Source organism: Spirosoma daeguense (genome assembly GCF_054776875.1).
Window position 1 is genome coordinate 381,350 of sequence record NZ_BAAHBF010000009.1, and the last position, 25,691, is coordinate 407,040.

The window sequence follows — 25,691 nt, forward strand, 5'->3', positions numbered from 1 at the left end:
ATTTATGCGCCCTGGTTTTTACGCTTTCCTCTGGCTGGTCGTTTTTGCCGGTATCAACAGTTGTCAACGTACTGACAAGAGCACGGAAAGTACGAGTCAACTCGACGTTTCGTGGGAACTGGTGAACAACTTTACGGCTGTCAAAGATGGTTTCGAAGCCCGTTTTACGCTTACGAACAAGAGCGATAAAGAACTGACGGATAGCAATTGGGCGCTGTTTTTTAATATGTCGCCCCGGCCAATTCTGCCGACAAAAACATCCCAGCCTGCCACCGTTCAGCACATCAATGGCGACTGGTATAAACTGGTTCCGACTAAAGGTTTTAGCCTGAAACCGGGCGCATCGACCGAGATCCGTTACGAAGGCACTGAAGCCGTTACCAAAGTGACTGACGCACCGTTGGGGCTCTACGTAGTGATGTACGACAAAGACGGGAAAGAGGAATCGATTGCAGAAATCGCCAGTTATACCATCAAACCGTTTACCCGTAAAGAGCAAATGCTACGTGGCCCCGGCGATTTGTACGCGCTGGCGAGTCCCGAAAATACGTATCAGAACAACCTGAATGCTACGTTGCTCCCGGCCAGTCAGTTGCAGAAAATCATTCCATCGCCTGTCAAGATGACCACGCTGCCCGGTACGTTGACACTCGATGCATCGCTGCCGATTTGTGCCGATAAAGGTCTTGAAAGTGAAGCAAAATTTCTGAGCCAAAAGTTGAAAGCGTTAACCGGGAAAGAGTTTTCTGTCAGTAGCGGAACGGCGTCAGCGAAAGGTATTTTTCTGAAAACCGGTGCTGTTCGCGTGAATGGCTTAGCTAAAGAAGCGTATCAACTTACTATTGATGGGAAAGGCGTTTCGATTACGGGAAGCGATGCCGCTGGCGTTTTTTATGGCGTCCAGAGTCTGCTGGCGCTGTTGCCAACCGAAACGTATCTGAACGCGTCGGCTCCTGCTACGTTGGGTTATGCCCAGATTGAGGACGCACCCCGGTTTGGGTTTCGGGGACTGCATCTGGATGTTAGCCGAAATTTTCAGACCAAGGAAACCATACTACGTATTCTGGATTTGCTGGCTCAATACAAAATCAATCAGTTCCTGTTTTACACCACTGAAGATGAAGGCTGGCGGCTTGAAATCGACGGTTTGCCCGAACTGACGCAGGTGGGTGCCCAGCGCGAGCATACATCAGGGAAAGACACGCCGATATTGCACCCAGCTTATGGGTCTGGGCCAAAAGCCTACGCAGAAGGTAAACATGGCAGCGGTTTTTATACGAAAGCTGACTTTGTCGAAATCCTGAAATATGCCAAAGAACGCCACATTAAGGTGATTCCCGAATTGAATTTGCCCGGTCACGCACGAGCGGCCATTAAAGCAATGGAAGCTCGTTATCTGCGACTGATGAAGGAAGGCAAGGAGCAGGAGGCCAGCGAATATCGGCTCATCGACCCGGACGATAAATCGGTTTATCAGTCGGCGCAGGGTTATAAAGATAACGTAGTGAGCGTGGGGGGCGAATCGACGTATCGTTTCTACGAAAAAGTGGTCGATGAAATCACGAAAATGTACAAGGAAGCTGGCTTACCGATGGACGTTATGCATGCCGGTGGTGACGAAGTAGCAGAAGGTGCGTGGACTAAATCGCCGGAGGCTGCGAAAGTTTTGAAAGAGAATCCGGCCATCAAAGACCCCAAGAATTTGCAGGCGTATTTCTTCGGAAAATTACGGGAGCGGCTGGCCAAACGCGGTCTGGAAGTGCATGCCTGGGAAGAAGCCGTTCTGAACAAAACGGCTGACGGCAAATACGTAGCAAATCCTGAATTTGTGGGCAAAGGCGTAGTGCCTTACGTCTGGAATAACCTGTTCGATCTCGATCTGGGAAATCGGCTGGTCAATGCGGGCTATCCGGTTGTGCTGTGCAACGTATCGAATTTTTATTTCGATATGGCGTATAACAACGACCCACAGGAACCGGGTTTATATTGGGCAGGCTACGTCGATACGCGCAACAACTGGGCGTTTGCACCCTACGATATGTTTAAAACGACCTACAAAACGTCGATGGGAAAACCGCTTTCGTTTGCTGGGCTGGAACGCATGAAGCCCGAAGCGCGTAAAAATATTCGGGGTGTTGAAGCTCAGTTATGGAGCGAAACCGTAAAAGGTCGCGAGATGGCCGAATACGACATTTTGCCGAAACTGCTCGGATTTGCCGAAAGTGCCTGGGCACCCGAACGTCCGTGGGAAACCATCGAAAACCGGGACGCTCGTGAAAAATCGATGAACACCGGCTGGAACGTATTTGCCAATACGTTAGCGCAAAAAGAGTTGCCTAGATTGGCACGTATCAACAACGGATACAACTATCGGTTGCCGCTACCCGGTGCTATTATTGAAAATGGTACGTTGAAAGCGAACGTCGAATTGCCGGGTCTTACGATTCGCTATACGACCAACGGCTCCGAACCAACTGCCCAATCGACTATATTTACCAGTCCGGTAAAGGTTTCGGGAACGGTGAAACTCAAGAGTTTTGATGCTGCGGGTCGGTCTAGCCGGTCGGCGGTGGTCATGAATAAGTGATTGCGGAAATCCGCATCTATTCATGAATAATTACGTATTAAAATCGCTTTCCAACATGACTATCGGGGTTGACTTAGGAGGAACAAATGTGCGGGTAGGATTGGTCGAGAATGGAATGATTCTCCGCCAGAAAAGCAGGGTGCTTCAGCAAAAAGATTCCCTGTCTGCTACGTTGACCCAATTGATTGACTTGATACGGCCGTTTGTTGAACCATCGGTTAGTAGCATTGGTATCGGCGTGCCGTCGGTGGTCGATATTGAACAGGGCATTGTTTATAACGTAGCAAATATTCCGTCGTGGGAAGAAGTGGCCCTACGTGATATTCTGGAGAAAGAGTTCGACGTGCCGGTTTTCGTTAATAATGATGTTAATTGCTTTATTCTGGGCGAGCATCAGTTTGGCATGGCACAAGGCTATCGGTCGGCGGTGGGTATGGCGATTGGTACGGGCTTAGGTTCTGGTATTGTTGTTGATAATCAGTTGTATACGGGTAGTAATTGTGGTGCCGGTGAAATCGGATTACTACCGTATCTCGACAAAAATATTGAGTCGTATGCCGCTGGTGATTTCTTTAAATATATACACGGCACATCGGCTAGAGAAGCTAATCTGGCGGCTCTTTCGGGCGACGAAAACGCGCTGGATTTATGGAAGGAGTTCGGTAAACACTTTGGCAATGCAGTAAAGGTGGTGCTGTATATGTACGATCCCGAAGTAATTATTCTGGGCGGTTCCATTGCCAAAGCATACCCATTTTTTAAGGCAACCATGTTTGAAAGTATGGCCGATTTTGCCTTTCCCGTAACGCTACGTCGGTTGAAGATTTTTCAATCCGAAAACGAGAATATCGCGTTGTTAGGAGCCGCTGCGCTCGTTCGTCAGTTGGTTTAGGTTGCTTCAATCATTCGATATGTAGTATAAAAGATATGACGAGAAAGTAGGTTGGAAATCGTCTAATGTTATGAAAAAACTTTTCTTTTCAATTACCTGCCTCGCGTTTCCCTTGGTGCTTAGCGCGCAGACAGCCCGTAAAACAACTTTACCACAACCCAAATTAGTCGTTGGTATCGTGGTCGATCAGATGCGCTACGATTACCTCTATCGCTTTTATAACAAATACAGCGAAGGCGGTTTCAAGCGTATGTTGAGAGAAGGCTTCAATTGCCGGAATAACCATTATCACTACGCCCATACCGTAACGGCGGCTGGTCATGCGGCTGTGTATACCGGATCGATACCGGCCATCAATGGTATGATTGGCAACGAATGGTATGATCCATTTGCGCAGAAAGGCGTCTATTGCGTCGAAGATAGTACGGTGAAAACGGTGGGAAGTTCAAACGTCAGTGTGGGTAAAATGTCGCCCCGAAATTTGCTGACCAGCACCGTTACCGATCAGCTTCGGATTGCCACCCAGTTTCGGTCGAAAACGATTGGTATTGCGGTTAAAGATCGGGGCTCTATCTTGCCCGCCGGTCATACTGCGTCAGGCGCATATTGGTACGATTCGAAAACTGGCAACTGGGTTACCAGTACGTTCTACCGACCTGAATTACCCCAATGGTTAACCGAATTTAACGCGAAGAAACTCCCTTCCGAATACATCAAACGTGGCTGGCAAACCTTACTGCCGATCAGCCAGTACGTTGAAAGCACACCCGACGATGAACCTTACGAAGCCAAACTGCCGGGAGCCGAGAAACCAGTTTTTCCGTATGAATTGGCTGGGCGAGCCGGTGATGCATTTGGCACGGTTCTGTCGAGTCCGTGGGGAAATACGATGACCAAAGACATGGCAATTGCGGCTGTGAAAGGGGAGAACATGGGCAAAGGCGACGTAACAGATTTTCTGGCGATCAGTTTTTCTACGCCCGACCGGGTTGGCCATGCGTTTGGCCCGAATTCAGTCGAAGAAGAAGATATTTACCTGCGTCTCGATCTTGAATTTGCCGAACTTTTTTCGTTTCTCGATAGCTGGACGGGCAAAGGAAATTATACCGTGTTTCTGACGGCCGATCATGGCGTTATGGACGTACCCGGTTTCTGGAAACAACACAATCTACCCGCTGGCCTGCTGAATGGCCGCAAGGCGCAGGAAACGGTGAAGAAAGCGCTGAACGATTCCTTTGGCAGTGGCGACTACGTAGTGGCGGTCGAAAATGCACAGCTTTATCTCAACCGCCCGTTACTTGCCCAGAAAAAGATTACTGTCGATGCCGTTTGTGCCGTCGTTCGTGAAGCGTTACTGCCAATACCCGGTATTGCCGACGTAGTGAATCTGCGCAGTTTAGGTACGTCTGGCCTGAACAGTCATTTGCTGGAACTCTACAAAAACATGACGCACGCCAAACGTAGCGGTGATATTCAGTTGATTACCGAACCAAGCTGGATCGACAACAGCGGCACTGGCACCAATCATGGTTCGCCCTACCATTACGATACGCACGTACCGTTTGTGCTGTTTGGCTGGGGGGTTACCAAAGGCGAAACGCTACGTTATACGACCATTGCCGATATAGCACCCACTATTGCTACGTTGCTCCATATCCTGCCGCCAAGCGGTACGGTCGGTAACGCCGTGCAGGAAGCCATCAAATAAAACGCGACCTTTTGCCCCACGCTCTACTCGCAGCTATGAACCGCAACACCCTGATTGTTATCCTGATTCTGCTGATTTTCTTCGTCATTTCGTTTCTGACCAACATTCTGGGGCCAATCATTCCGGATCTGGTCGAAAGTTTTGACCTGAGCATCGGGCTGGCGGGATTTCTGCCGTTTGCGTTTTTTGTCGCGTATGGCGTGTCGATTCCGGCGGGGATTCTGGTCGAAAAATACCGTGAAAAACCGGTGCTGATCGGTGCGTTTTTGCTGGCTCTACTGGGTTCGCTGACCTTTGCCCTGATGCCTACATTTTCGATTGGATTGGGTTCATTATTTTCCATCGGCGTTGGTATGGCTATGTTGCAGGTTGCTATCAATCCGTTGCTACGTGTGGCTGGTGGCGAAGCGCATTTTGCCTTTAATTCGGTAATGGCGCAGCTTTTTTCGGGCGCAGCTTCGTTTTTTAGTCCACTGCTTTACAGTTATTTCGTGCAGAATATCCATACCAATAATACGTCGTTCTGGATTCAATGGCTGAATCAGGTGGTGCCCGATCAGTTCGAGTGGGTGTCACTTTATTGGGTTTTTGCCCTCACTACGTTGCTGATGATTGTGATAGTGGCCGTAATCAAATTTCCGAACGTAACGCTCAAAGACGATGAACGTATCGAAGTGGGCGGTGCTTTTACCGATTTGCTACGTAACAAAACGGTGCTGCTATATTTTGCCGGAATCTTCGCCTATGTCGGCACCGAACAGGGCATTGCCAACTGGATTTCCAAGTTTCTGCAACTCTACCACGGCGTTGATCCGGCTACGGAAGGAGCAACCGCCGTTGCTTATTTCTGGGGATTAATGACGGTTGGCTGTGTACTGGGACTGGTTTTATTGAAAGTGGCTGACAGTCGTAAAGTGCTGATTGTGTTTACGCTGGGCGCTATTATTTCATTGTTGATGGGACTATTTGGAACAAAAGAATGGGCACTTTTGGCATTGCCGGGCACGGGTTTTTTCGCTTCGGTCATGTGGTCGATTATTTTTTCACTGGCGCTCAATTCAGTACCGCAACATCATGGCACTTTTTCGGGTATCTTGTGTACCGGAATTGTGGGCGGAGCACTCGTACCACTCATTATTGGCGGATTTGCCGAATGGGTAGGTTTACGCTGGGCCATGCTCTTTATGCTGCTTACGCTGGGCTATATTTTTAGCATCGGCGTCTGGGCCAAACCGCTGGTAAATAATGCAACGATTAAGTTATTGAATGATTGAGTTGTTGAATGATTGACTAAAAACTGCGAGCTCCTATTCAATCATTCAACAACTCAATCATTCAACAACTCAATCATTCAAAATTATCTCTCATGCACAAAATCATCCTTCTCATCGATTTTGCGGAAGATTACAGCCGGAGCCTGTTGAAAGGGATTTCGAAATATGCCCGTGAACATGGCCCCTGGGTGTTTTGTCAGATGCCGCTTTTTCACCGCGAAACGCTGGGAGTCGATGGTATTCTGAACTGGGCACGCGATTGGGAAGCCGATGGTATTATAGGCCAGTTGTATAACGATAGTAGTGTTGAAAAAATCGTTCAGGCGGGGATTCCGGTTATTGCGCAGGATTTTAAAGAACGATTTACCGAAATTCCGAATATCACCGGGGCACATCGGGCTTCAGGGGCTATGGCCGCCGATTATTTTCTCAGGAAAGGATTCCGTCATTTTGCCTTTTACGGCTTCAAACACATCGTCTGGTCGCGGGAGCGGGCCGAAGGATTCGACGAGCGAGTGTCGCGGTCGGGCTGTCAGGTGCACTATTTTGAGCACGAAGAGTACAGCTCGAGCGATTTGTGGCATTACAAACCCAGTTCGCTGAGTAAGTGGCTATTGTCGCTGCCCAAACCCATTGCTATTCTGACCTGCGACGACCGGATGGGCCAGCAAATCACGGAAACCTGTCGGCATTCTGGTATTCGGATTCCTGAAGAAGTGGCCGTTTTGGGTGTCGATAATGACGAAATGCTGTGCGAACTTTCCGATCCGCCGTTGTCGAGCATTGTGCAGGACGCTGAAAAAGGCGGTTATGATGCCGCCCGGCTGCTCGATAAACTCATCCGAAAGGAGATAACCGAATTTTACGACATCATCGTTGAACCTACGCAAATTATCACCCGCCAATCGACCGATATTTACGCCACGCATGACGAATACATTGCGCAGTCGCTGAAATACATTCACCAGAATATTGAGAAAAACTTACAGGTAGAGGACGTAGTGAAGCAGGTTCCGTTATCGCGCCGGTCGCTCGAAATGCGGTTTCAGCAGGTGGTTGGTTATCCGATCTACAAATACATTCAGAACCTACGTATCGAAAAATTTTCGAAGAAACTCCTCGAAACTGATCAGGCTGTTTTTGAGATCGCTATGGATTTAGGCCTGAACGATACCAAAAATATTGCTCGTCAGTTTAAGCAGGTAAAAGGCTGTACGCCACTCGAATATCGAAATCGCTATCTGGCGGGTAAATGAGTGTTTCTAAATCTCTTCTGATGGCAATTCGTTCCTGATTTGTTCCACAAAAACGACCGATACACCAGCAAGATCGGCAATCTGTTCGCTGGAAAAGCTTGTCTTTAATAAAAGGCGGGTTATTAATATTCGTTTCTCCAGTTCAATACCCTGTTCTAATACTTTCTCAAGGCCTTCTTTAATACCTTCCTTTTTGGCTCTGTCTAACAAAAATTCTTCAATGCCCATTGTCTTGTTGTGTTGCGTTAACGAATCAATCTCTTTCTCAAACTTACTATTCACCAATGGGTTTTCCAAACGGACGTAGTACCGCAAGAAATTTAGCAGACTCCTTGCTTTTTGTTTCGATATTGAGCTGATTAACAACTGTTTAGCTATGCATAGTTTCAATGATAATAATTCCTCGTCCGATAATTTACCTGCCTTCAACGCTGCTTTAGTTGTCAGTACGACCAATGCAAACGGATTGCTATTTGCCAGCAAAGCAGCATCATTCTGTTCGTCAATTTTGAACGTGTTATATTGATAGCTCAACTCCGTTCCCAAATAAGACTGCACATACCGACGTGGTGTAAATCCTTTATGTTTATCCGTGAAAATGGCAAACGCGGTGATAGGCTGACGGTACTTATCGAAAATGCGGTAATAATACTGAAACATCCGTTCTGCAAAATGAGGGTCTTTGTAACCCTGAACTTCAATATGAACCAGAATCCACTGCTCCACAGGTTTTTCCGCCTGCCGAACAAAAACTTTCACCAGTTTATCGACGTAGCGCGGTTGGAAATTATCCTGTTCGGGTGGGAATACGGGGCCGCCCGAGCGGTTGTTCGAGTTCTTTGTCGAGGTATTCAAACCCTTTATCAAGGTAAAACAGCTCGTCGGCGTTGGGAAAGGAAAAGCGTAGAAAATCATCGAAGACATCTTCCAGAATCGCTTTCCATAATGAATCATCGCGTTGCATTTTTGGTATAGCTTTGTCTGTTTGACGAGAAGAACCCAGCAACGTTACGTATCACCCCGGTTATGTAAAATGCTATTTCTGTGCGAATCGTCTAGCCTGTAATTGTTAAATTTTATACCGATGAAGAGTTTATTTATGTTTCCTTTTTTGGCTTTTCTATTCAATTACAGCTCGCCAACTTTTATTGCTGATCCTGAATTTCCTACGGAACTTGTCAACTTTACGCCCTATCAAAACAACCCTATTTTTAAAGGAGCGGGTGCTGGAGCCTGGGATGAAAACATTCGGGAACGGGGGTATATTCTGCACGAAGGCGATACGTATCATCTCTGGTATACGGGCTATAAAAGCGGAAAAGGTACATCGAAATTTTTAGGCTACGCTACGTCGCCCGATGGATTGAACTGGACACGTTACGCCGGTAATCCGATTCATACCACAACCTGGGTCGAAGATATGTCTGTGATTAAATCAGATAAAACATATTATATGTTTGCCGAAGGGAAAGACGACGTAGCGCATCTGATGACCTCGAAAGATCGGATTCACTGGCAGGAACAGGGACCAATAAACATTCGCTACGTCGACGGAAAGCCACTGAGCAAAGGCCCGTACGGAACTCCCGCCATCTGGAAAGAAAACAACGTTTGGTATCTGTTCTACGAACGTAACGATGCGGCTGTCTGGCTTGCTACGTCGAAAGACCTCAAAATCTGGACAAATGTGCAAGATGAACCTGTTCTGGAAAAAGGCCCTGATGCCTATGACAGTCACGCCGTAGCCATGAACCAGATCGTCAAATACAAAGGCAAGTACTACGCTTATTATCACGCATCGGCTTATAAAGACTGGCGTGAATGGTCGAACAACGTAGCGGTTTCGGATGATTTGATTCACTGGAAGAAATACGCGGGCAATCCAATTGTAGGCAATAATACGTCAAGTTGTATCCTCGTTCCCGATGGTGCTACGTATCGGTTGTACACCATGCATCCGGCAGTGAATGTCTATCTGCCGAAAAAGTGATTAGCCTCGACTCGTATTGTTGAGGGCGTGCTTATTTGAAAACGAAATTATAGGCTAACGATGCAATGGGAGCCCCAAAGATTTGCAACGCATACGCATTGGTTTTACCGCTTTCCGCTTTAAAGAAAATCGAATACACGTTTTTGCGTCCGTACAAATTATAAACGGTGAATGCCCAACGCCCTTCCCAACGACGATGACGCATACTCGGATTATATATATTCCACGTAAAATCGAGCCGGTGATAGGCAGGTAAACGTTCGTTATTACGTATGCCGTAGTAAGGGTACTGTGTTCCTTCGATTGTTACGTAACCGGTGGGGGCGGAGTAAGGTCGCCCGGTGCTGTAGGAAAATGTAAAACCGAAACTATTATGGCGGTCTACATCAATCGTCATATTGGCATTGACGGTGTGCGGTCGGTCGTACATGGCGCGGTACCAATTACCGTTGTTCACATTTTGTTCCACAGTTGCCCCTTCATATACCTGATTAAAGGTTCGGGCATAGGTGTAATTTAGCCAGCCAGTCAGCTCGCCTTTTTTCTTCGAAATCATGGTTTCAAGGCCATACGCTTTGCTTTTGCCTTGGAGCAGTTGCGTTTCTGGGTATGGCTGTAGTAAAAAATCGGCTCCGGGTCGATAATCAATAATATTCTGGGTAGAACGCCAGTAACCTTCCAGCGTCAGTTCGTAAATGTTGTCTTTGAAGGTCAGGAAGTATCCGGCAGTCAGCAACTGGCTAACCTGTGGTTTTATGTTCGGATCAGAAGTTTTCCAGCGCGACGTGGGTAGGGGGGTGGTTGTATTGGTAACCACCTGAAGATACTGACGCATTAAATTATAGCCGAATTTCAGTGATGAGTTAGGACCTAATGCATACCGAAGCCCTAATCGAGGTTCGAACCCGCCATATTGCTGCGTAACCTGCCCTGCACCATAGCGGGTCGAGTCGATTACTGAAAATTCGTCGCGGCTTTCACCGGGTCTGTACCGTCTGATCAACAATGGGCCTAATGACAGAAAATGAGAGTACCGTAATCCGGCCGAAACGGCAAGCTTACTGCCCAGACTCCGCTCATAATCGGCATATAGAGCCAGTTCGAGTGCGTTTTCGGTTGGTGTCGTTACGTAGTTGACGCTTTCGCTCTGGCCAGGTAACAGCGTTCCGGGCTCCAATCGATAATGGGTTCCAACGGTACCCAATTCAAGTTTCTGGCTATCCAGTTGATAATTGAGACTTGATTTTAATTGTCGTTGCAGAACGGAGGAATGTAACGTTACTACGTTGCCACTTAATTCGGGCGACAGAATTCGTGGAACGTAGTGAACATACGTACCGGTTGTCTGCAAATTAAGTCGTGGCGAAATAGTGCGAAACCAGCGAGCCATCAGGTTAAGTGTCTGATGATCGTAGCGGGTGGCAGTTCCGTTTACGTTCGGAAGGTTGGCTAACAGATCGGTTTGGAAAGCGTCCTTACTGGTATAGGCCATCGCCGTCAACGTATTTCGATCATCGATACGCCAGAACGCTTTCATGACAACATCGCCGAATTTAGCCTTGATATTGGCCAGTTTATCACTGATTAGTGGTAAGAGAAAATCATTGAAAGCCCCCCGCCCGGACACCAGAACGCCTAACTTTCCCTTCACAATCGGAATATCAGCAGTCAACTTAGTAGACACGACGCTAACACCACCGGATAAGCTGAATTGGTCCAGATTTGGGTTACGTAACGAAACATCCAGTACCGAAGCGGCCCGACCACCGAAACGGGATGGTACGTTTCCTTTGTACAAATCGACGGTGCTGAGCACATCGGAAGGGAACACCGAAAAAAGCCCGAACATATGCGTTGGGTTGAAGATGGGTGTTTCGTCTAGTAGTATTAGATTCTGGTCAGTAGTGCCACCCCGAATATTGACACCGTTCGACGCTTCGCCAACACTCGATACGCCCGGCAACATTTGTAAACCACGTAGCAGATCAACTTCTCCCAATACCGCTGGTAGCTTCTTTAAGGCGTTAACATTGAGTTGATTGACACCCAGAATTGGCTGCCGAACCGTTTGGTCGAATCCCTTGGTGGTTACAACGACCTCTTCGAGTTGGCTTGCTACGGAAACCATCGCTACGTTGACCGTTACGGGTTCGGTTCTCACTCTAAAAACCACTCGTGCAGGCGTATAGCCAAGTAATCTTGCCACTAGTAAATGCTCTCCCGGCGCCAAATCGATGGAGTAATAGCCTTTACTATCGGTATTGGTTCCTGTTATATTTTTACGAAAATCAATCACAATGGCGACCCCCGCCAACGGCTGCCCCGTAGCTGAATCCCGAACCACACCACTGACCCGAAAGCCGCTTCCCTGATTAGATGAAGACTGGCTTTTTTGGAATACAACTGACTCTGATTTCGTGGTTTGTGCTTTGGCGCTGGACGTTTTTACGGTTGACACCAGTTCATTTGCTGTTGCTGGCTTTTCGGATGGTACGGTGCTGAGCTGGCTTTTTTCAATAGAAGGCAAGGCCTTGCTCATATACCCTTGTGCACGCAACCAGTTTGTCAACTGATCGAGCCAAACTTCCCAAGATTCCGCTTGTTGATCAGCGGTTTTATCATTTTCTGCTGCGTAAATGTGCAATTCTGCCGAGCGACCTGCTTTGATCCAATTCTGATAGAGTTGTGAATGCTGGATGGCGGATTGTTGAGTGTCTCCCGTTGCCAGAATCACAAATAAAGCTGGTGCGTCGGGCAGTACGGTCACCGTAGATAATGATTGTGGATTAGCATTTACGGAAGCGATAAAATCTGGTCGCCGGGCAACTACGTATTGACTTGCCAGGTGTAGGGCTAGTGCTCCTCCCGATGAGAAACCGAGTAAGCCAATCCGATTGGGTTGTATCTTCAATTCGGCGGTATGCTGACGAAGGTATTCAATAGCTTTTCGACCATCGTCAAGAGCTAATGATGCCACATTCACAGAATCAGCCTTACTAAAAAGGGCCTCTAACGCATTTGGAAAACGTTGTTGAAAAAGTCGATGCTTCACAACGAACGTAGCAATACCTTTCTCCGCGAGTTTTTTTGCGATGTCAATCCCCTCGCTATCAATCACCAGACTTTTTAAATCTCCACCCGGAAAAATCAAAACAGCGGTTCCGGTGGCTTTACTGGCATCGGGCAGAAAGGCCGTCAGCGTAGGGCTGGTTACGTTATAAACCAGCTTCGTTTTTGATAAGCTATCGATACGTATCGTTTCTTCCAACGGCCAATTCTCAGAGCCCGGAGCTTTACCTTCATACAATCGAATGGTGTTCTGCGAAAAAGCAGATGTACCGATAAGCAAGCTTAACCAAAGCAAAAAAAAGTTTTTTCCCATTTATAGCTGGCCCACAGGCAAGTTTCAGGTTTCTTAATCGATGTTAATCATTCCAACCGGGCGGCAACAGATCCGTTCGGTTACGACTTGGTATACAAAGGGAGGATGACGACGCTACGCCAAACGGGCTGGGATTACCCGGTAGCGACGATTCCAGATTTGGATATCGGTTGTTTATAGCATAAAATAAGCCTTGAAAAATGCCAGAAGTCACATCCTGCCGCTTAACCTTATGTCGGTTTACCGATACCGAAGCTGCAGAAAAATAGCCAACTACATTCTCGGATGAATTCGCCAGATTTCTGATGTTTCCAACAATCGGGGCGGGTGGCGAATCGGCCAATGTTCCGGTATTCTGCGTCTGGTCGGCAAACAGTTTGTAGTACCGATATGCATTTGGTGATAACGACAACAGCTCAACGACAATCAATGCCGGATCACGCTGGTAAATGGGTATACTGGCAACTTTATGCCCAATTTGCATTTGCCCATTGCTGTATATATCAGAAAAGACATCAATGCTGGTACTGTAAAAAATGTCCCAGCAAAGGCCCCGGCAGGGGTAGTCGAACATGTTGAATGTGCTTAACGTAGTATCCCGAATACAGCCTAGTACATTGATTGGCCCACTTCCGACAGGGCCAATATCAACCGCTACGTAACGACCCTGCTGGCAACTGGCGCACCAGACTTGTTGTTCATAAAGCCGCCATCGCCATAAATAGAAGTTCCGTTCACCAGCAGGGTCCTGCAAATCAACATATATATCATTCGCCGGTACGGCTAAACCATTGGCTGTTTTCTTTGGCCCTTCTGGATTAAATTGATCGTAGGTTTTGGTGATGGATGGTACAGAAACCATCGTTTCTACAGACGATTCATAATTAGTACCGTCGGGTGTCTGGAAGCGTAACTGATACGTATTACCTACTTTGCCCTGAAAACCATCCGGAAAACTGTATAGGCCGGGCTGTTTTTCAAGAAGTCTGATCTGCTCTGTGCCATTTATAAGCACAACAACGGTTGCTCCCTGAATCGGTGTACTTATACTGGCACTATCAGCCGACGAACGGGAACGACTTAAGCTGATCGTTTGCGGTTCGGTAAGATCAGTGACAATGCCGCTCACCACAATCAGATTCGCATTTAAGGACGTAGACGGATCATAAGCTTCGATGCATCCCTGCAAGACGGAAATTATGCCCAAAAGAATGTACAAGAAGCTTTGAGTGAGCTTCTTATGGAAAATATGATAGCCCAACTCTAGCCAGTTCTTAATCATACACGATACTTCCAGTCAATGTTGCACGGGCACTACGTTATCGCATTACCTGAATTATTTACCTCCGCCACTAATCGTTGGATACGTACCAACTACAGCGTTTTTTTGGGCAACGACTGGACTCGATACGACAACGTTTCCCGTTCGAAATTTCCACCGTTGGCGCCCTGTTGCTACGTTTAGCGCGTATAAATTAAAGTCATTACTACCTACGTAAACCGATCCATTGGTTATGACCGGGGTTGAATAAATGTCATAGTCGGTAGTAAACCGCCAACGCTCCTGACCCGTAGCGGCATCAATTGCATAAAGATTATGGTCTCGACTAGCCTGATAAATAATTCCGTTGGCCAAAACAGGGCTGGCATACAGTACACCATTCGTCTTAAAGGCCCACCGTTGACTTCCCGTTGTGGCATCCAATGCATACAATTTACCATCCTGACTCCCTACATACACAATTCCGTTAGCAATCATCGGGCTGGCATCAATTCCTCCACCAGTTGTAAATGCCCAGCGCGTTTTACCAGTTGTGGCATCAATCGCATAGAAGCGCTTATCCTGACTACCTATATAAACGATACCATTTGCCACAACCGGGCTGGATAGCAGGAAAGCCTGCGTGTTAAATACCCAACGTAGCGCACCAGTAGTTGCGTCAACAGCATATAGCTTATTGTCCTGGCTACCAACGTAAATCATTCCGTTCCCTATAGCAGGGCTAGAATAAAGGCTTAACGGAGCCTTGAATACCCAGATTAATCCGCCGATAGTAGCGTCGACAGCATATAGCCTACCATCCTGACTCCCCACATAAACGATACCGTTGGCCACAACCGGGCTGGAATATACCATGCCTCCTGTTTTAAACCTCCAGCGTATTTTGCCCGTCGTGGCATCGACTGCGTAGAGATTGTTGTCGTTGCAACCAACATAAACCATCCCATAAGCAATAACGGGGCTTGACTGTATCGATGTGTCGGCCCGAAATGCCCAGCGTTGTGTTCCCGTAGCGGTATCGAGAGCGTAGAGATTATTATCAAAACTGGCTACGTAGACAAACGGCTCAGTTACTGATACTGATGGAGGCTTGGTAACCGTTGACGATGTCGGCATTGTTATGATCGACGTAACGCCCGACGTAACTGCTTCGTCACATCCCGACAGCCAACAAAGCAGGCCTGCGAACAAGGCCCAAACCCCAGTTAAACGAAGCAAAGGGTAGCCCAACCGCATATAGAGACGTATTATCGTACAAAACTTTATTTATATCTGGCAATCTATGATAAATCTTCGGCAAATTTAGCGGGTAAGTAACGAGAATTTTGTAGAAGTAACGAAAAGGCTGCCATTCCTAAGGAAAAGACGGTAATACCGGTTTTATGAACGTAACAATAAAGGTTACGCCAAAAAGGTATTGCAGACAATCTATAAGGAACGTACTAATTCGGTTGGGGATATTGGTTAATGAATTCAGAAGGGGTGAGCTGGTAAAGCTTTCGGAAGCATTGGGAGAAATACGAAGGAGTGGAAAAGCCAACCAGATAGGCGGTGGTTGTTATGGTTTGACCATCTCGTAAGTAGTCGATTGATCGCTTCAGCCGGTAGTTTTGAATCAACTCGTTAACTGGTAAATCTGATATTGCTTCGAGTTTTCGGTACAGGCTAGCCCGGCTCATACCGATTTTGCGAGATAACTCATTGATACCAAAGTTCGAATTATCCAGATTTTCATTCAGGATAGTATAAAATTGACTCAGGAAAGGATCTGATTGGGCCAGCTCGAAATTGGATAAAATCTTTTCTGGCTCAGACAGACTTTCCCGTATCCAGTTGCGCAGCCGTTGCCTACCATCGAGCAGATTCTGAATTCGAAGCTGAAGTTCAATAAAATGGAATGGCTTCGAAATGTAATCATCGGCTCCAAACCCTAATCCTTTCACCCGGCTTTCTAACGTACTCTTGGCCGTCAGTAAAATCACGGGAATGTGACTGGTGTATGGATCTGTCTTCAGCTTTTCACAGAATGTATAGCCATCCATGACCGGCATCAGTACGTCGCTTAGGACTAAATCGGGCAGGTACTCAATAGCTAATTGGAGACCTTGAGCACCGTCGCTCGCCCGCTTAACCCGATATTCGGCTGGTAAACTTTGGCTAATAAGCTCAGCCAAATCGTTGTTATCTTCTACCAGTAAAATAAGGGGAGATTCGGCCGTTGGTGGAGACGTAGCAAGTTGTTGGTTGCGGTGATTGTCCTCAATAGCTGCTTTCTGAACTGCTTGTTCCTTGAAGGCGGGTTGATAAGGAAGCCGAACGGTAAAGATTGTGCCAACTCCAGACTGACTATTGACCGAAACAGTACCCCCCTGTACCTCAACGAATTCTTTAACTAAGGCCAGACCAATGCCGGTTCCTTCCTGCGAACGAGTTGACGAGTCGTCAGCCTGATAGAAGCGATTGAAAATAAAAGGCACCTGTTCTGGAGCAATTCCTATCCCGTTATCTGTCACGACGATTTCTACAAACCCATTGTTTGCCTGCTGTAACGTAACGACCACCTGACCATCTGCCCGACTAAACTTGATGGCATTGGATACCAGATTGTAGATGATACGTTCCAGCTTGGCCCGGTCGAATAAAAAATCGCCGGTGAGCTGCGATTGATAATTTAATGTAATGCGCAACTGTTCGGCTTCCTCTCGAAACGAACGTACTGTCTCATCGATAAACTCGCTCAAATTACCTACCGACTTCTGGACCGGCATGGCGTTCGCTTCCAGTTTCGATAGATCGAGCAGTTGGTTAATGAGTTCCAGAAGCTGATAGGCGTTACGCTCAATAATGCCTAGCCGTCGCTGGTCGTTGGCGTCCGCGTATTTTTGTTTTAATTGCTGGGCGGGGGTCAAAATCAGGGTCAACGGCGTTCTGAATTCATGCGTTACGTTCGAGAAAAAACGGGTTTTTATCTCATCAACCCGTCGCAATTGCTCCGTTTCCCGTTCCTGAAAAGCCAGATTTTGTTGTTGAAGAGTGAGTTCCTGCTGTAATCGTAATCGGTTGGTATATGAACGTAGCAATACATAGGCCATGCCAAAAACGACGAGCCCATAAAGTGTATAAGCCCACCAGGTTGCCCAGTAAGGCGGATGTATACGTATTGACAAGGTGCGGATATGCGTGCTCCATTGGCCTGACGTATTGGAGGCATTCAGCTTAAGAACGTAATGACCGGGACTTAGATTTGTATAAATAGCTTGTGGCTGATTGGTCTCAACCCATTGGTCGGTAAGTCCTTCTAGCTGATACCGGAATCGGTTCTTTTCAGGTTTGTTATACTGTGCTACTGCAAATTGAACCGTTAAAAAATTTTGGTCATGAGGCAGCTCCAACTCGCGTAAGACCTGAACGGGCAGAAAGGGTACAGTGGCTGAATCAGCAGGGCTACTCAGCGAAAAAGGTTTGTTATTGATCTGAACCTGAGTGATTTCGACCGTCGGAGAAAACCGATCGTCCTGAACCTGACGTGGCGAAAAAGTGGTGATGCCTTCCAGCCCTCCCATGTAAATTTTCTCTTCAGCAGAACCATGACTGGGTAGATACAGAAAATGAAACCGGTTAAATTCATCGGCCAGCAATCCGTCTTCATGCGTATAGGTTCGCATCTGAAATGTTTTGCGGTTCATGCGGCAGATGCCTTTGTTGGTGCCTATCCAGAGATACCCTTGCTCATCGGGAATGGCTGAGTAAATCACGTTATTGGGGAGCCCATCGGCTTCGGTGATACGTCGACTTTTACCGGTACGTTTGTCAAAGGCGCACAACCCAGCCCCGAACGTACCGATCCATAACCGATTCGGGTCGGCGGGGTCGGCTGACAGGCAAAATAACGTATTACTACCAATTGATGCTGTGTCGGCAGCAACGTGCGGAAACGGCCGATGCGCTCCTGTTCGGCGATCAACCCGAATTAAACCCCTGCCTAAACTAGCTACCCAGAGTGCCCGCTGATCGACAACCAGTTGTAATTGAACGCCCGCACCCGGAATCCGTATTTTATGCGGAAACGGAATCCACTTATTGGTCTCTGGCTGGTACTGCCAGGCTAACGAATCATGACCTACCCATACCTGCCCGGCTGGATCGGTAGCCATAGGGAAGGGGCTAGACCATTTCGGGAGCACAGGTGCTGGAATGGTCGTTACCTGACCACTCACTAAATCCAGCCGTTGAAACGGTTTACTAGCTATGTTAAACCAAATCCTATGCTGTTGATCTATGGTATACCGAAAGTCGTAGCCGTTGCGATTCATGTTCGATAAGGCCGGCAACGGTTGCTGAACACCTAACCAGCGCCGAAACAAATCGACGTGGAAGGAAGTCTGATAAGGTGCCGTTTGAAAAGGAGTTGCTCTCAGATCATACGTTCGAATACCTCCTCCATTCGTCCCAACCCAAAGAACATCAGATCGATCTACCCACAAACTTCGTCCTTCCTCAACATGCGAGGTTATGGTAGAAGAACTAAGCAATCGAGGGCCTTCCGTGGTATATTGGTACAATTGACCTTCTCGCAGAAAATAGATTACGCCTTTGCTATCGGTTGTAAACTGCATTTGGTTCCACAGGAACTTAAAGCGGGGAAGGGGATATCGTTGCGTTTGGCCAGTGAGCGGATTGAGCTTGATCAAATGCTGGCTGGTGCCAATCAGGAACTGACCATCCGGAGTTCGGTAGAGTCCGATTAAGGTGTCCTTAGGTACGGGAAAAGCAGGTGTCGTAAAGCGCCGACTCGCTTCATCGAAATACGTAAGCCCTGTTTGGGTGGCGGCCCAGCAACGTCCCTGATTGTCTTCGGCAAATCCGACGCCTGCATTATCGGACAAGGAATTGGGTTGGCCTTTCTGATGACGATACAGCTTACATTGCCCAGTACGTGTATCGTACAAGCCTATTCCCTGATCAACGAAACCAAGCCAGAGTCGATCACGTCGGTCCAGTAAGATACTTCCGGGCTGCTGAAATACTTTCTTATACGCAGGCAGTTGTGAGACGTTTGTAAACGTTTCGGTACGTGGGTCAAACCGATCCAGATCCCCTCGTTCGCTCACGATCCAGATCATGCCATGATGATCCAGTAAAAGCCTGATTAATCCGGGGTAGGAAAGCGATGGTTTGCCGGTAGATGACGGCCTGAAAATTCGGAAAGTGCGGCCATCATAGCGGCAAAGTCCGTCGCGTGAAGCGATCCACATAAACCCTTGCCGATCCTGAACAATGCCAGTGATATACGCCTGAGGTAACCCTTGTCGATCATTAATTACTCTTGGTACAGGTAAAGCCGTAGACTGCGCCAGCGAAAAATTACCAATCAGGTTTATAGACCAACTTACTAGTAAGAGAAAAGAATGCCGGATCAGGGTATACAGGCCCATAGCAGGTCTGATTATGTTGAGTAACTAAAGGGAAAAGTAACAGGCTTTAGCTCTTTACGTAGCCTTTGAAAGCCAACAAAGCCGATTAAGCCATTCACTACGTAAAGTGTTGCTGATGAAAAGGTGCGTTAGAAAAATACTACGTTTTTTTTATCAAAATGGATTTGTTGAGACAGAATTAACAGCATTTGAGACAGAATTGACAGTCTCTCTTATATCAAGTTTAGATCTTTGATGAGTTGAATATACTATGTTTTCTATTTTTTCAATAGAGAAACTATTGTAATTCATTTTGTCGAAAATTCAGATCAATGGTTACCAAATTCAAAGTAATATACGATGTACGATGCTACCTAATACCGCCACTTATATCACCACCATCACTAGCAAGGAGCATGCCAGTGGGGGATTCTAATTCGTTCGATTAAGAATTTGTTTAATCAACTAATTACTCATAGTATGAAACACGTTTCCTACGCACAGATATCTCGCTCAGCTCTTATTTTTTGTAGCCAGGCATTTCTCCTCTATTCTACTTTGCTCATGGCTGCCAGCCATCCTCCCGACTAGCGCTGACTTTTGGCAGCAACAATTCAGGGGTTGGCGCTTCTGCTTTTCCAGTTTATCCTCTTTCTCTCAACAAAACCGCTTTTTTATGAAACCTTTTCTACTACTCCTGGCCAGCCGCCAGGTTATGCAAAAATGTTTTACCATTCTTTTATGGAGCCTATGGGCCAGTGTATCAAGTCAGGCCCAGTCCAATCAAGCCAGCACTTTAACTTTTCCGTCTCTGCTCCCAACCCCCTCCGGAATTACTAGTAAACAACATCAGATTAGCACAGGCTCAGCCAGAGCGCTGGCGGCCACCATTCGCTACGTAAAGGCAGGGGCAACGGGCAATGGCTCTTCCTGGAGTCAGGCATCGGGCAATTTGCAGGCTATGATCAACGCGTCTGCTTCCGGTGATCAGGTCTGGATTGCTGGCGGTACCTATAAGCCTGGTACGTCGCGATCATCTTCTTTTTCGCTTAAGAATGGCGTGAGCGTACTGGGCGGCTTTACCGGCGTGAATGGTACGGAGGGAAATACAAACGCCCGCACAGCCATGCCCTCCTCAACGACATTGTCTGGTGATATTGGAACTCCCAACGATCCAAGCGACAATTGTTATCACGTTTTCAACCATTTTCTTAATAACCTTGATAATACTGCCATTTTGGATGGGGTCGTAATAACAGGAGGGAATGCGAATGGTTATAATGGAACAACTGCCTATGATGTCCTTGGTGGTGGCGTATTTAATTGGCAGGCCTCTCCTAGTTTTTTAAACTGCATATTTATCCAGAACTCGACTAGCGAATACAACAACGGTGGCGGGGCCATCTTTCAGCAAGGCCAGACACAACCAACCAAGCTGATTAACTGTCAGTTTATCAATAACAGCTCTTCCTTTGGCAAGGATATTTATTCAGCTTTGGCTGATGTAGATATAGTTAACTGCTATTTTACGGGTGGTTCGGGGTTTTCTGTAGGTTCATCTGGCAATACAATCAACCTGACTAATTGTACTTTTCGTAGTAACCCGGGAGGGGCAGTAATTAATAATAGTGCTACGTCCAATTTAGTAAACTGTATTCTGTGGGATAATGCGGGAGCAGGGGCTCTTATTAGAATCACTCCAACATCCATAATCAACGTCCGTTACTCGGTTTTGCAGGCGGGGATGGCAAATTATACCGCTGGTGGTAATAATCAGACCATTAGCCGCACACCTTTTATTAATACCTCGGGGCCTCAATTACTCCCCTGCGCCACGGCCATTGGTGCAGGTGACAATGCCGCTAATTCAACCACAACCGACGTATTGGGCAAACCTCGTAAAGCACGTACCATTGATATTGGGGCGGCTGAGTTTGATGGTACTCCCTATACTGTAGCAGTTACCGCGCTAGCTACACCCAATCCGGTTTGCGCCAGTAGCCCAACTCGTTTGCAGGCAACTGCCAGTAATTCCCTAAATCTTCCCTACAATTACACCTGGACTGCACCAACTGGCGCTTCTCTGAGTAATCCCAACCTCAATTCTACTTCAGCCACAGTAACAACAGCAGGTGTAGCCAGTTTTAGCGTTCTGGCCAGTGACGCTATTGGTTGTCTGGCAACGAACAGTGTTAACGTAACAGTGAACGCACTGCCTACGGCCAACATTCTCATCCCGGCCAGCACTACGCTGACCTGTAGCACCCCGAGTATAAGCCTGACGGCTACTGGGGGCGGTACGTATCGCTGGAACAATAACTCCACCAATGCCATACGGACTGTGACCACCTCAGGTACGTATTCGGTAACCGTTACCAATGCCAACGGGTGTACGGCGGTTGATTCGCAGGTTATTTCTATTAATAATACACCGCCCACGGCCAATATTCTTGTTCCGGCCAGTGCTACGTTGACCTGTACGACCACCGCCCTGAACTTAACGGCCACAGGTGGAGGAACGTACCGCTGGAATAATAACTCGACCAATGCCATACGTAACGTTACTACTGGTGGTACCTATTCGGTCACCGTCACTGCACCCAACGGCTGCACCGCGACTGACTCGCAGGTGATTAATAGCAATACCACTCCCCCCATAGCCAATATCCTTATCCCGGCCAGTGCTACGTTAACCTGTAGTACGCCGAGTGTGAGCCTAACGGCCACAGGCGGAGGTACGTATCGCTGGAACAATAATTCCACCAATGCCATACGTAACGTCACGACTTCAGGTACGTATTCGGTGACGGTGACTTCACCCAACGGCTGTACCGCTGCTGATTCCCAGGTAATCAATAGCAATACCACTCCGCCAACTGCTAACATTCTTACTCCCGCTAGTGCTACGTTGACTTGTACGACTACCGCCTTGAGCCTAACGGCTACTGGTGGGGGAACGTACCGCTGGAACAATAATTCCACCAATGCCATACGGACCGTCACGACTTCAGGTACATATTCCGTAACGGTTACTGCGCCTAATGGCTGTACCGCTGCTGACACTCAAGTTATCAATAGCAACACGACTCCGCCAACTGCTAACATTCTCACCCCGGCCAGTGCTACGTTAACCTGTAGTACGCCGAGTTTGAGTCTGACGGCTACCGGCGGAGGTACGTATCGCTGGAATGATAACTCGACCAATGCCATACGGACTGTGACCACCTCAGGAACATACTCGGTGACGGTGACTTCCCCGAATGGCTGTACCGCTACCGATTCACAAGTCATCGATGGTAGTACGACTCCGCCAACTGCTACAATTGCTTATTCGGGCTCGCCATTCTCCACCACAGCCGCACCAATCAATGTAACGCGCACGGGTACGGCTGGTGGTACGTATACAGCTTCTCCAGCGGGTCTGAGCCTCAACGCCAGTACCGGCCAGATTACCCCCGCCAGCAGTACACCGGCCAACTACACCGTTACCTACACCATAGCCGCCAGTGGTGCATGTTCACAATTTACCACCAGCACTACTCTGGACATTCAGGCACCGTTGCCTCCCAGCCTGACAGCCGTCCCTAGCAGTTGTCTCGGTAGTCCCATTCACTTTACGTTTTCAGCAACTGATCCAAACTTCACAATAAATGAGGTCGCAAACTACCAACTAACTAACGGCACCGACGTAGTCACGGGCGTGGTGCCCGTTTCAACAGGCCGTGTGACAATCGAAGTGAACTTAACCCCGACGGTGTTGGGGCCACAGGCCTTTACCATGACAACTGTCGCGCCTGGGATACCCTATTATTCGGCATCGACCAGTCTGACGGTCACCGAACCGGCCAGTGCCACCATTGCTTATGCAGGATCATCTTTCCTGACCAATAGCGCCCCCGTCAACGTAACGCGCACGGGTACGGCTGGTGGTACGTATACGGCCTCTCCAGCGGGATTGAATATCAACGCCAGCACGGGCCAGATTACCCCCGCCAGCAGTAACCCCGGTAACTATACCGTTACGTATACCGTAGCCGCCAGTGGAGCCTGCCCCCAGTTTACTACCACCACTACGTTGGAGATTCAGTCGTTCCCCACTACCGGCTCTACCTTGACAGCCACGCCCAGCAGTAGCTGTCTGGGAAATCCCGTTCGCTTTACCTATTCGATAAACAATGTAACCATTGCAGTAGGAGGTATCATAGCCTACCAATTAACCAACGGCACCGACGTAATCAGTGGCAATACGAACGCCACACCGGGTAATTCGACTATCAATATCGAGGTGGACTTAACCCCGACGGTGTTGGGACCACAGACCTTTACGATGACGGCTACTATACTTGGTGTAATACAATTACCTTTGGCCACCACTAGCCTGACCGTCAATGCGGCCCCCACAGCCACTATTCTTATTCCGTCCAGCGCTACGTTGACCTGTAATACTCCTGGTCTATCGTTAACAGCAACGGGTGGAAGCACATACCTGTGGGATGACAATTCTACGAATGCCATCCGTAGTATTACTAGCTCAGGTACGTACTCGGTGACGGTTACGTCTCCAACTGGTTGTACCGCTACAGCTTCCCAGATTATAGATCGCAATACAACAGCACCCACGGCCAACATTCTCACCCCGGCCAGCACAACACTGACTTGCTCATTTACCAGTTTAAGTTTGACGGCCACGGGTGGGGGAACGTACCGCTGGGACGATAACTCGACCAGTGCCGTACGCACGGTGAATAATTCGGGGACTTTCTCCGTTACAGTGACTTCGACCAACGGCTGTACTGCTACGGCTTCGGTTCAGGTGAGTCAGGATAGTAATGCCCTCACGGTAAGTATTAACCCGACCAGTGCTACGTTAAGCTGTGCTACGTCGTCGGTGATGCTGAGTGCGATAGGTAGTAGTGGTATGTATTTGTGGAGCACTGGCGCTACGTCGCAGACTATCAATGCTACGTCAGCAGGGCCTTATTCGATCACTGTAACGGCTGCAAATGGTTGTAAAGCCACCGCTCAGGCACAGGTTTTTCAGGATAACAACGTACCATCGGTAACCATTTCGGCCAATCCGTCGCTGCTCATTACCAGTGGACAGAGCGCTACCTTAACAGCGAATGGCGCTACCTCCTATACCTGGTCGACTGGAGAAATGGCCAATTTCATTGTCGTCAATGCGGCCGGGCCCTATTCCGTGACTGGAGTCTCCGCCAATAGTTGTCGGGCCACGGCCACCGTGGTGGTGAGCCTGACAACGGCTCCGGCTGGGACCTTTGCCATCACGGCAGTAACGACCAATACGTGCCAGCAAATCGCCAGTAACCGCTACGTGGTCAGCTTTAGTCCGCAGTATAGTGGGCTTACGGGAGGACCGGTCAGTATTTCGGCGGTGAATGAGATGTTTCCCACAACGGCTCCGGGACCATACACGCTGCAACTCTACAACGACAATCCGGTGGTGGTACTCAAAGCTCAGCAAACCGGAACACAGGGAGAAGCTACGTTTACCTACAATTGGCTAGCCGACTGCCAGAGCCCACAGCCGAACACGCCCCCACGGATTAACCAACCATTGACCGATCAGGTGGCTAGAGTTGGGGAAGGCTTCGGGTATACGATACCCCAAAACACGTTCACTGATAATGAATCACCCCATAGCCTGATGCTAACCGTGAGCGGTTTGCCAGATGGGCTAAGTTTCAGTGCTCCAACGCAGATTGGGGGTGTACCGACCCTGGCCGGTGTACGTAGCGTGACGGTGACGGCTACCGACCCGGATGGCTTACGGGCCCATGCGACGTTCCTCCTGACGGTGGTGGAACAAACGGCTACCAACACCCCGCCAACAGTAGCCAATCCGATTGTCAATCAGGTAGGCGTTCAGGGTCAGCCCTTTGGTC

At 48.1% G+C, this 25,691-nt stretch carries 13 protein-coding genes; 7 read left to right on the top strand and 6 right to left on the bottom strand.

The window, feature by feature from the left end; translation table 11 throughout:
• Positions 1-4: 4 nt before the first annotated feature.
• The 5 genes from ACYVD4_RS27520 to ACYVD4_RS27540 all read left to right on the top strand — a co-directional run bounded on the left by ACYVD4_RS27520 (position 5) and on the right by ACYVD4_RS27540 (position 7,717).
• Positions 5-2,587 (top strand): family 20 glycosylhydrolase, encoded by a 2,583-nt coding sequence (locus ACYVD4_RS27520; protein ID WP_460951134.1) that lies wholly within the window; start codon positions 5-7, stop codon positions 2,585-2,587.
• Between the two features lie 55 nt (positions 2,588-2,642).
• On the top strand, positions 2,643-3,479 hold the full coding sequence (locus ACYVD4_RS27525) for an ROK family protein (protein ID WP_460951157.1): 837 nt from the start codon (positions 2,643-2,645) through the stop codon (positions 3,477-3,479).
• Positions 3,480-3,549: 70 nt separating this feature from the next.
• On the top strand, positions 3,550-5,187 hold the full coding sequence (gene pafA, locus ACYVD4_RS27530) for an alkaline phosphatase PafA (protein WP_460951135.1): 1,638 nt from the start codon (positions 3,550-3,552) through the stop codon (positions 5,185-5,187).
• Between the two features lie 35 nt (positions 5,188-5,222).
• A complete protein-coding gene (locus tag ACYVD4_RS27535) occupies positions 5,223-6,461 on the top strand; it encodes an MFS transporter (protein ID WP_460951137.1) in 1,239 nt (412 codons plus the stop codon).
• 92 nt (positions 6,462-6,553) lie between these two features.
• Positions 6,554-7,717: a XylR family transcriptional regulator gene (locus ACYVD4_RS27540; RefSeq protein WP_460951138.1), complete on the top strand. Its 1,164-nt coding sequence runs from the start codon at positions 6,554-6,556 to the stop codon at positions 7,715-7,717.
• Between the two features lie 6 nt (positions 7,718-7,723).
• On the opposite strand, the gene ACYVD4_RS27545 is transcribed toward ACYVD4_RS27540, so the two are convergent.
• Positions 7,724-8,572 (bottom strand): RpnC/YadD family protein, encoded by an 849-nt coding sequence (locus ACYVD4_RS27545; RefSeq protein WP_460951139.1) that lies wholly within the window; start codon positions 8,570-8,572, stop codon positions 7,724-7,726.
• Positions 8,505-8,681 carry a hypothetical protein gene (locus ACYVD4_RS27550; RefSeq protein ID WP_460951141.1) on the bottom strand — a complete coding sequence of 59 codons (177 nt, stop codon included), beginning with the start codon at positions 8,679-8,681 and terminating at the stop codon, positions 8,505-8,507. Before ACYVD4_RS27550 ends, ACYVD4_RS27545 begins: the two co-directional genes overlap by 68 nt.
• A gap of 120 nt (positions 8,682-8,801) precedes the next feature.
• Between ACYVD4_RS27550 and ACYVD4_RS27555 the strand changes: the two genes are divergently transcribed.
• Positions 8,802-9,707: a glycoside hydrolase family protein gene (locus tag ACYVD4_RS27555; protein ID WP_460951142.1), complete on the top strand. Its 906-nt coding sequence runs from the start codon at positions 8,802-8,804 to the stop codon at positions 9,705-9,707.
• Between the two features lie 31 nt (positions 9,708-9,738).
• Here the strand turns inward: ACYVD4_RS27555 and ACYVD4_RS27560 are convergent, their stop codons facing one another.
• The 4 genes from ACYVD4_RS27560 to ACYVD4_RS27575 all read right to left on the bottom strand — a co-directional run bounded on the left by ACYVD4_RS27560 (position 9,739) and on the right by ACYVD4_RS27575 (position 19,806).
• A complete protein-coding gene (locus tag ACYVD4_RS27560; protein WP_460951143.1) occupies positions 9,739-13,071 on the bottom strand; it encodes a carboxypeptidase-like regulatory domain-containing protein in 3,333 nt (1,110 codons plus the stop codon).
• 61 nt (positions 13,072-13,132) lie between these two features.
• The gene (locus ACYVD4_RS27565; protein WP_460951144.1) at positions 13,133-14,371 is read right to left on the bottom strand and encodes a DUF4249 domain-containing protein; all 1,239 of its coding nucleotides are present in this window, start codon (positions 14,369-14,371) and stop codon (positions 13,133-13,135) included.
• Between the two features lie 54 nt (positions 14,372-14,425).
• Positions 14,426-15,589, bottom strand: a complete 1,164-nt coding sequence (locus ACYVD4_RS27570) for a beta-alanine-activating enzyme beta-propeller domain-containing protein (RefSeq protein WP_460951146.1) — start codon at positions 15,587-15,589, stop codon at positions 14,426-14,428.
• 224 nt (positions 15,590-15,813) lie between these two features.
• Positions 15,814-19,806: a hybrid sensor histidine kinase/response regulator transcription factor gene (locus ACYVD4_RS27575; protein ID WP_460951148.1), complete on the bottom strand. Its 3,993-nt coding sequence runs from the start codon at positions 19,804-19,806 to the stop codon at positions 15,814-15,816.
• 655 nt (positions 19,807-20,461) lie between these two features.
• Between ACYVD4_RS27575 and ACYVD4_RS27580 the strand changes: the two genes are divergently transcribed.
• The coding region (locus ACYVD4_RS27580; protein ID WP_460951149.1) for a putative Ig domain-containing protein at positions 20,462-25,691 on the top strand (5,230 nt) is incomplete at its 3' end.

Bases quoted from the DNA above. Each gene is read 5' to 3' on its own strand.
- ACYVD4_RS27565 (WP_460951144.1), bottom strand. From the start codon at position 14,371: ATGATTAAGAACTGGCTAGAGTTGGGCTATCATATTTTCCATAAGAAG.
- ACYVD4_RS27535 (WP_460951137.1), top strand. From the start codon at position 5,223: ATGAACCGCAACACCCTGATTGTTATCCTGATTCTGCTGATTTTCTTC.
- ACYVD4_RS27550 (WP_460951141.1), bottom strand. From the start codon at position 8,681: ATGCAACGCGATGATTCATTATGGAAAGCGATTCTGGAAGATGTCTTC.
- ACYVD4_RS27525 (WP_460951157.1), top strand. From the start codon at position 2,643: ATGACTATCGGGGTTGACTTAGGAGGAACAAATGTGCGGGTAGGATTG.
- pafA (WP_460951135.1), top strand. From the start codon at position 3,550: ATGAAAAAACTTTTCTTTTCAATTACCTGCCTCGCGTTTCCCTTGGTG.
- ACYVD4_RS27540 (WP_460951138.1), top strand. From the start codon at position 6,554: ATGCACAAAATCATCCTTCTCATCGATTTTGCGGAAGATTACAGCCGG.
- ACYVD4_RS27555 (WP_460951142.1), top strand. From the start codon at position 8,802: ATGAAGAGTTTATTTATGTTTCCTTTTTTGGCTTTTCTATTCAATTAC.
- ACYVD4_RS27575 (WP_460951148.1), bottom strand. From the start codon at position 19,806: ATGGGCCTGTATACCCTGATCCGGCATTCTTTTCTCTTACTAGTAAGT.
- ACYVD4_RS27520 (WP_460951134.1), top strand. From the start codon at position 5: ATGCGCCCTGGTTTTTACGCTTTCCTCTGGCTGGTCGTTTTTGCCGGT.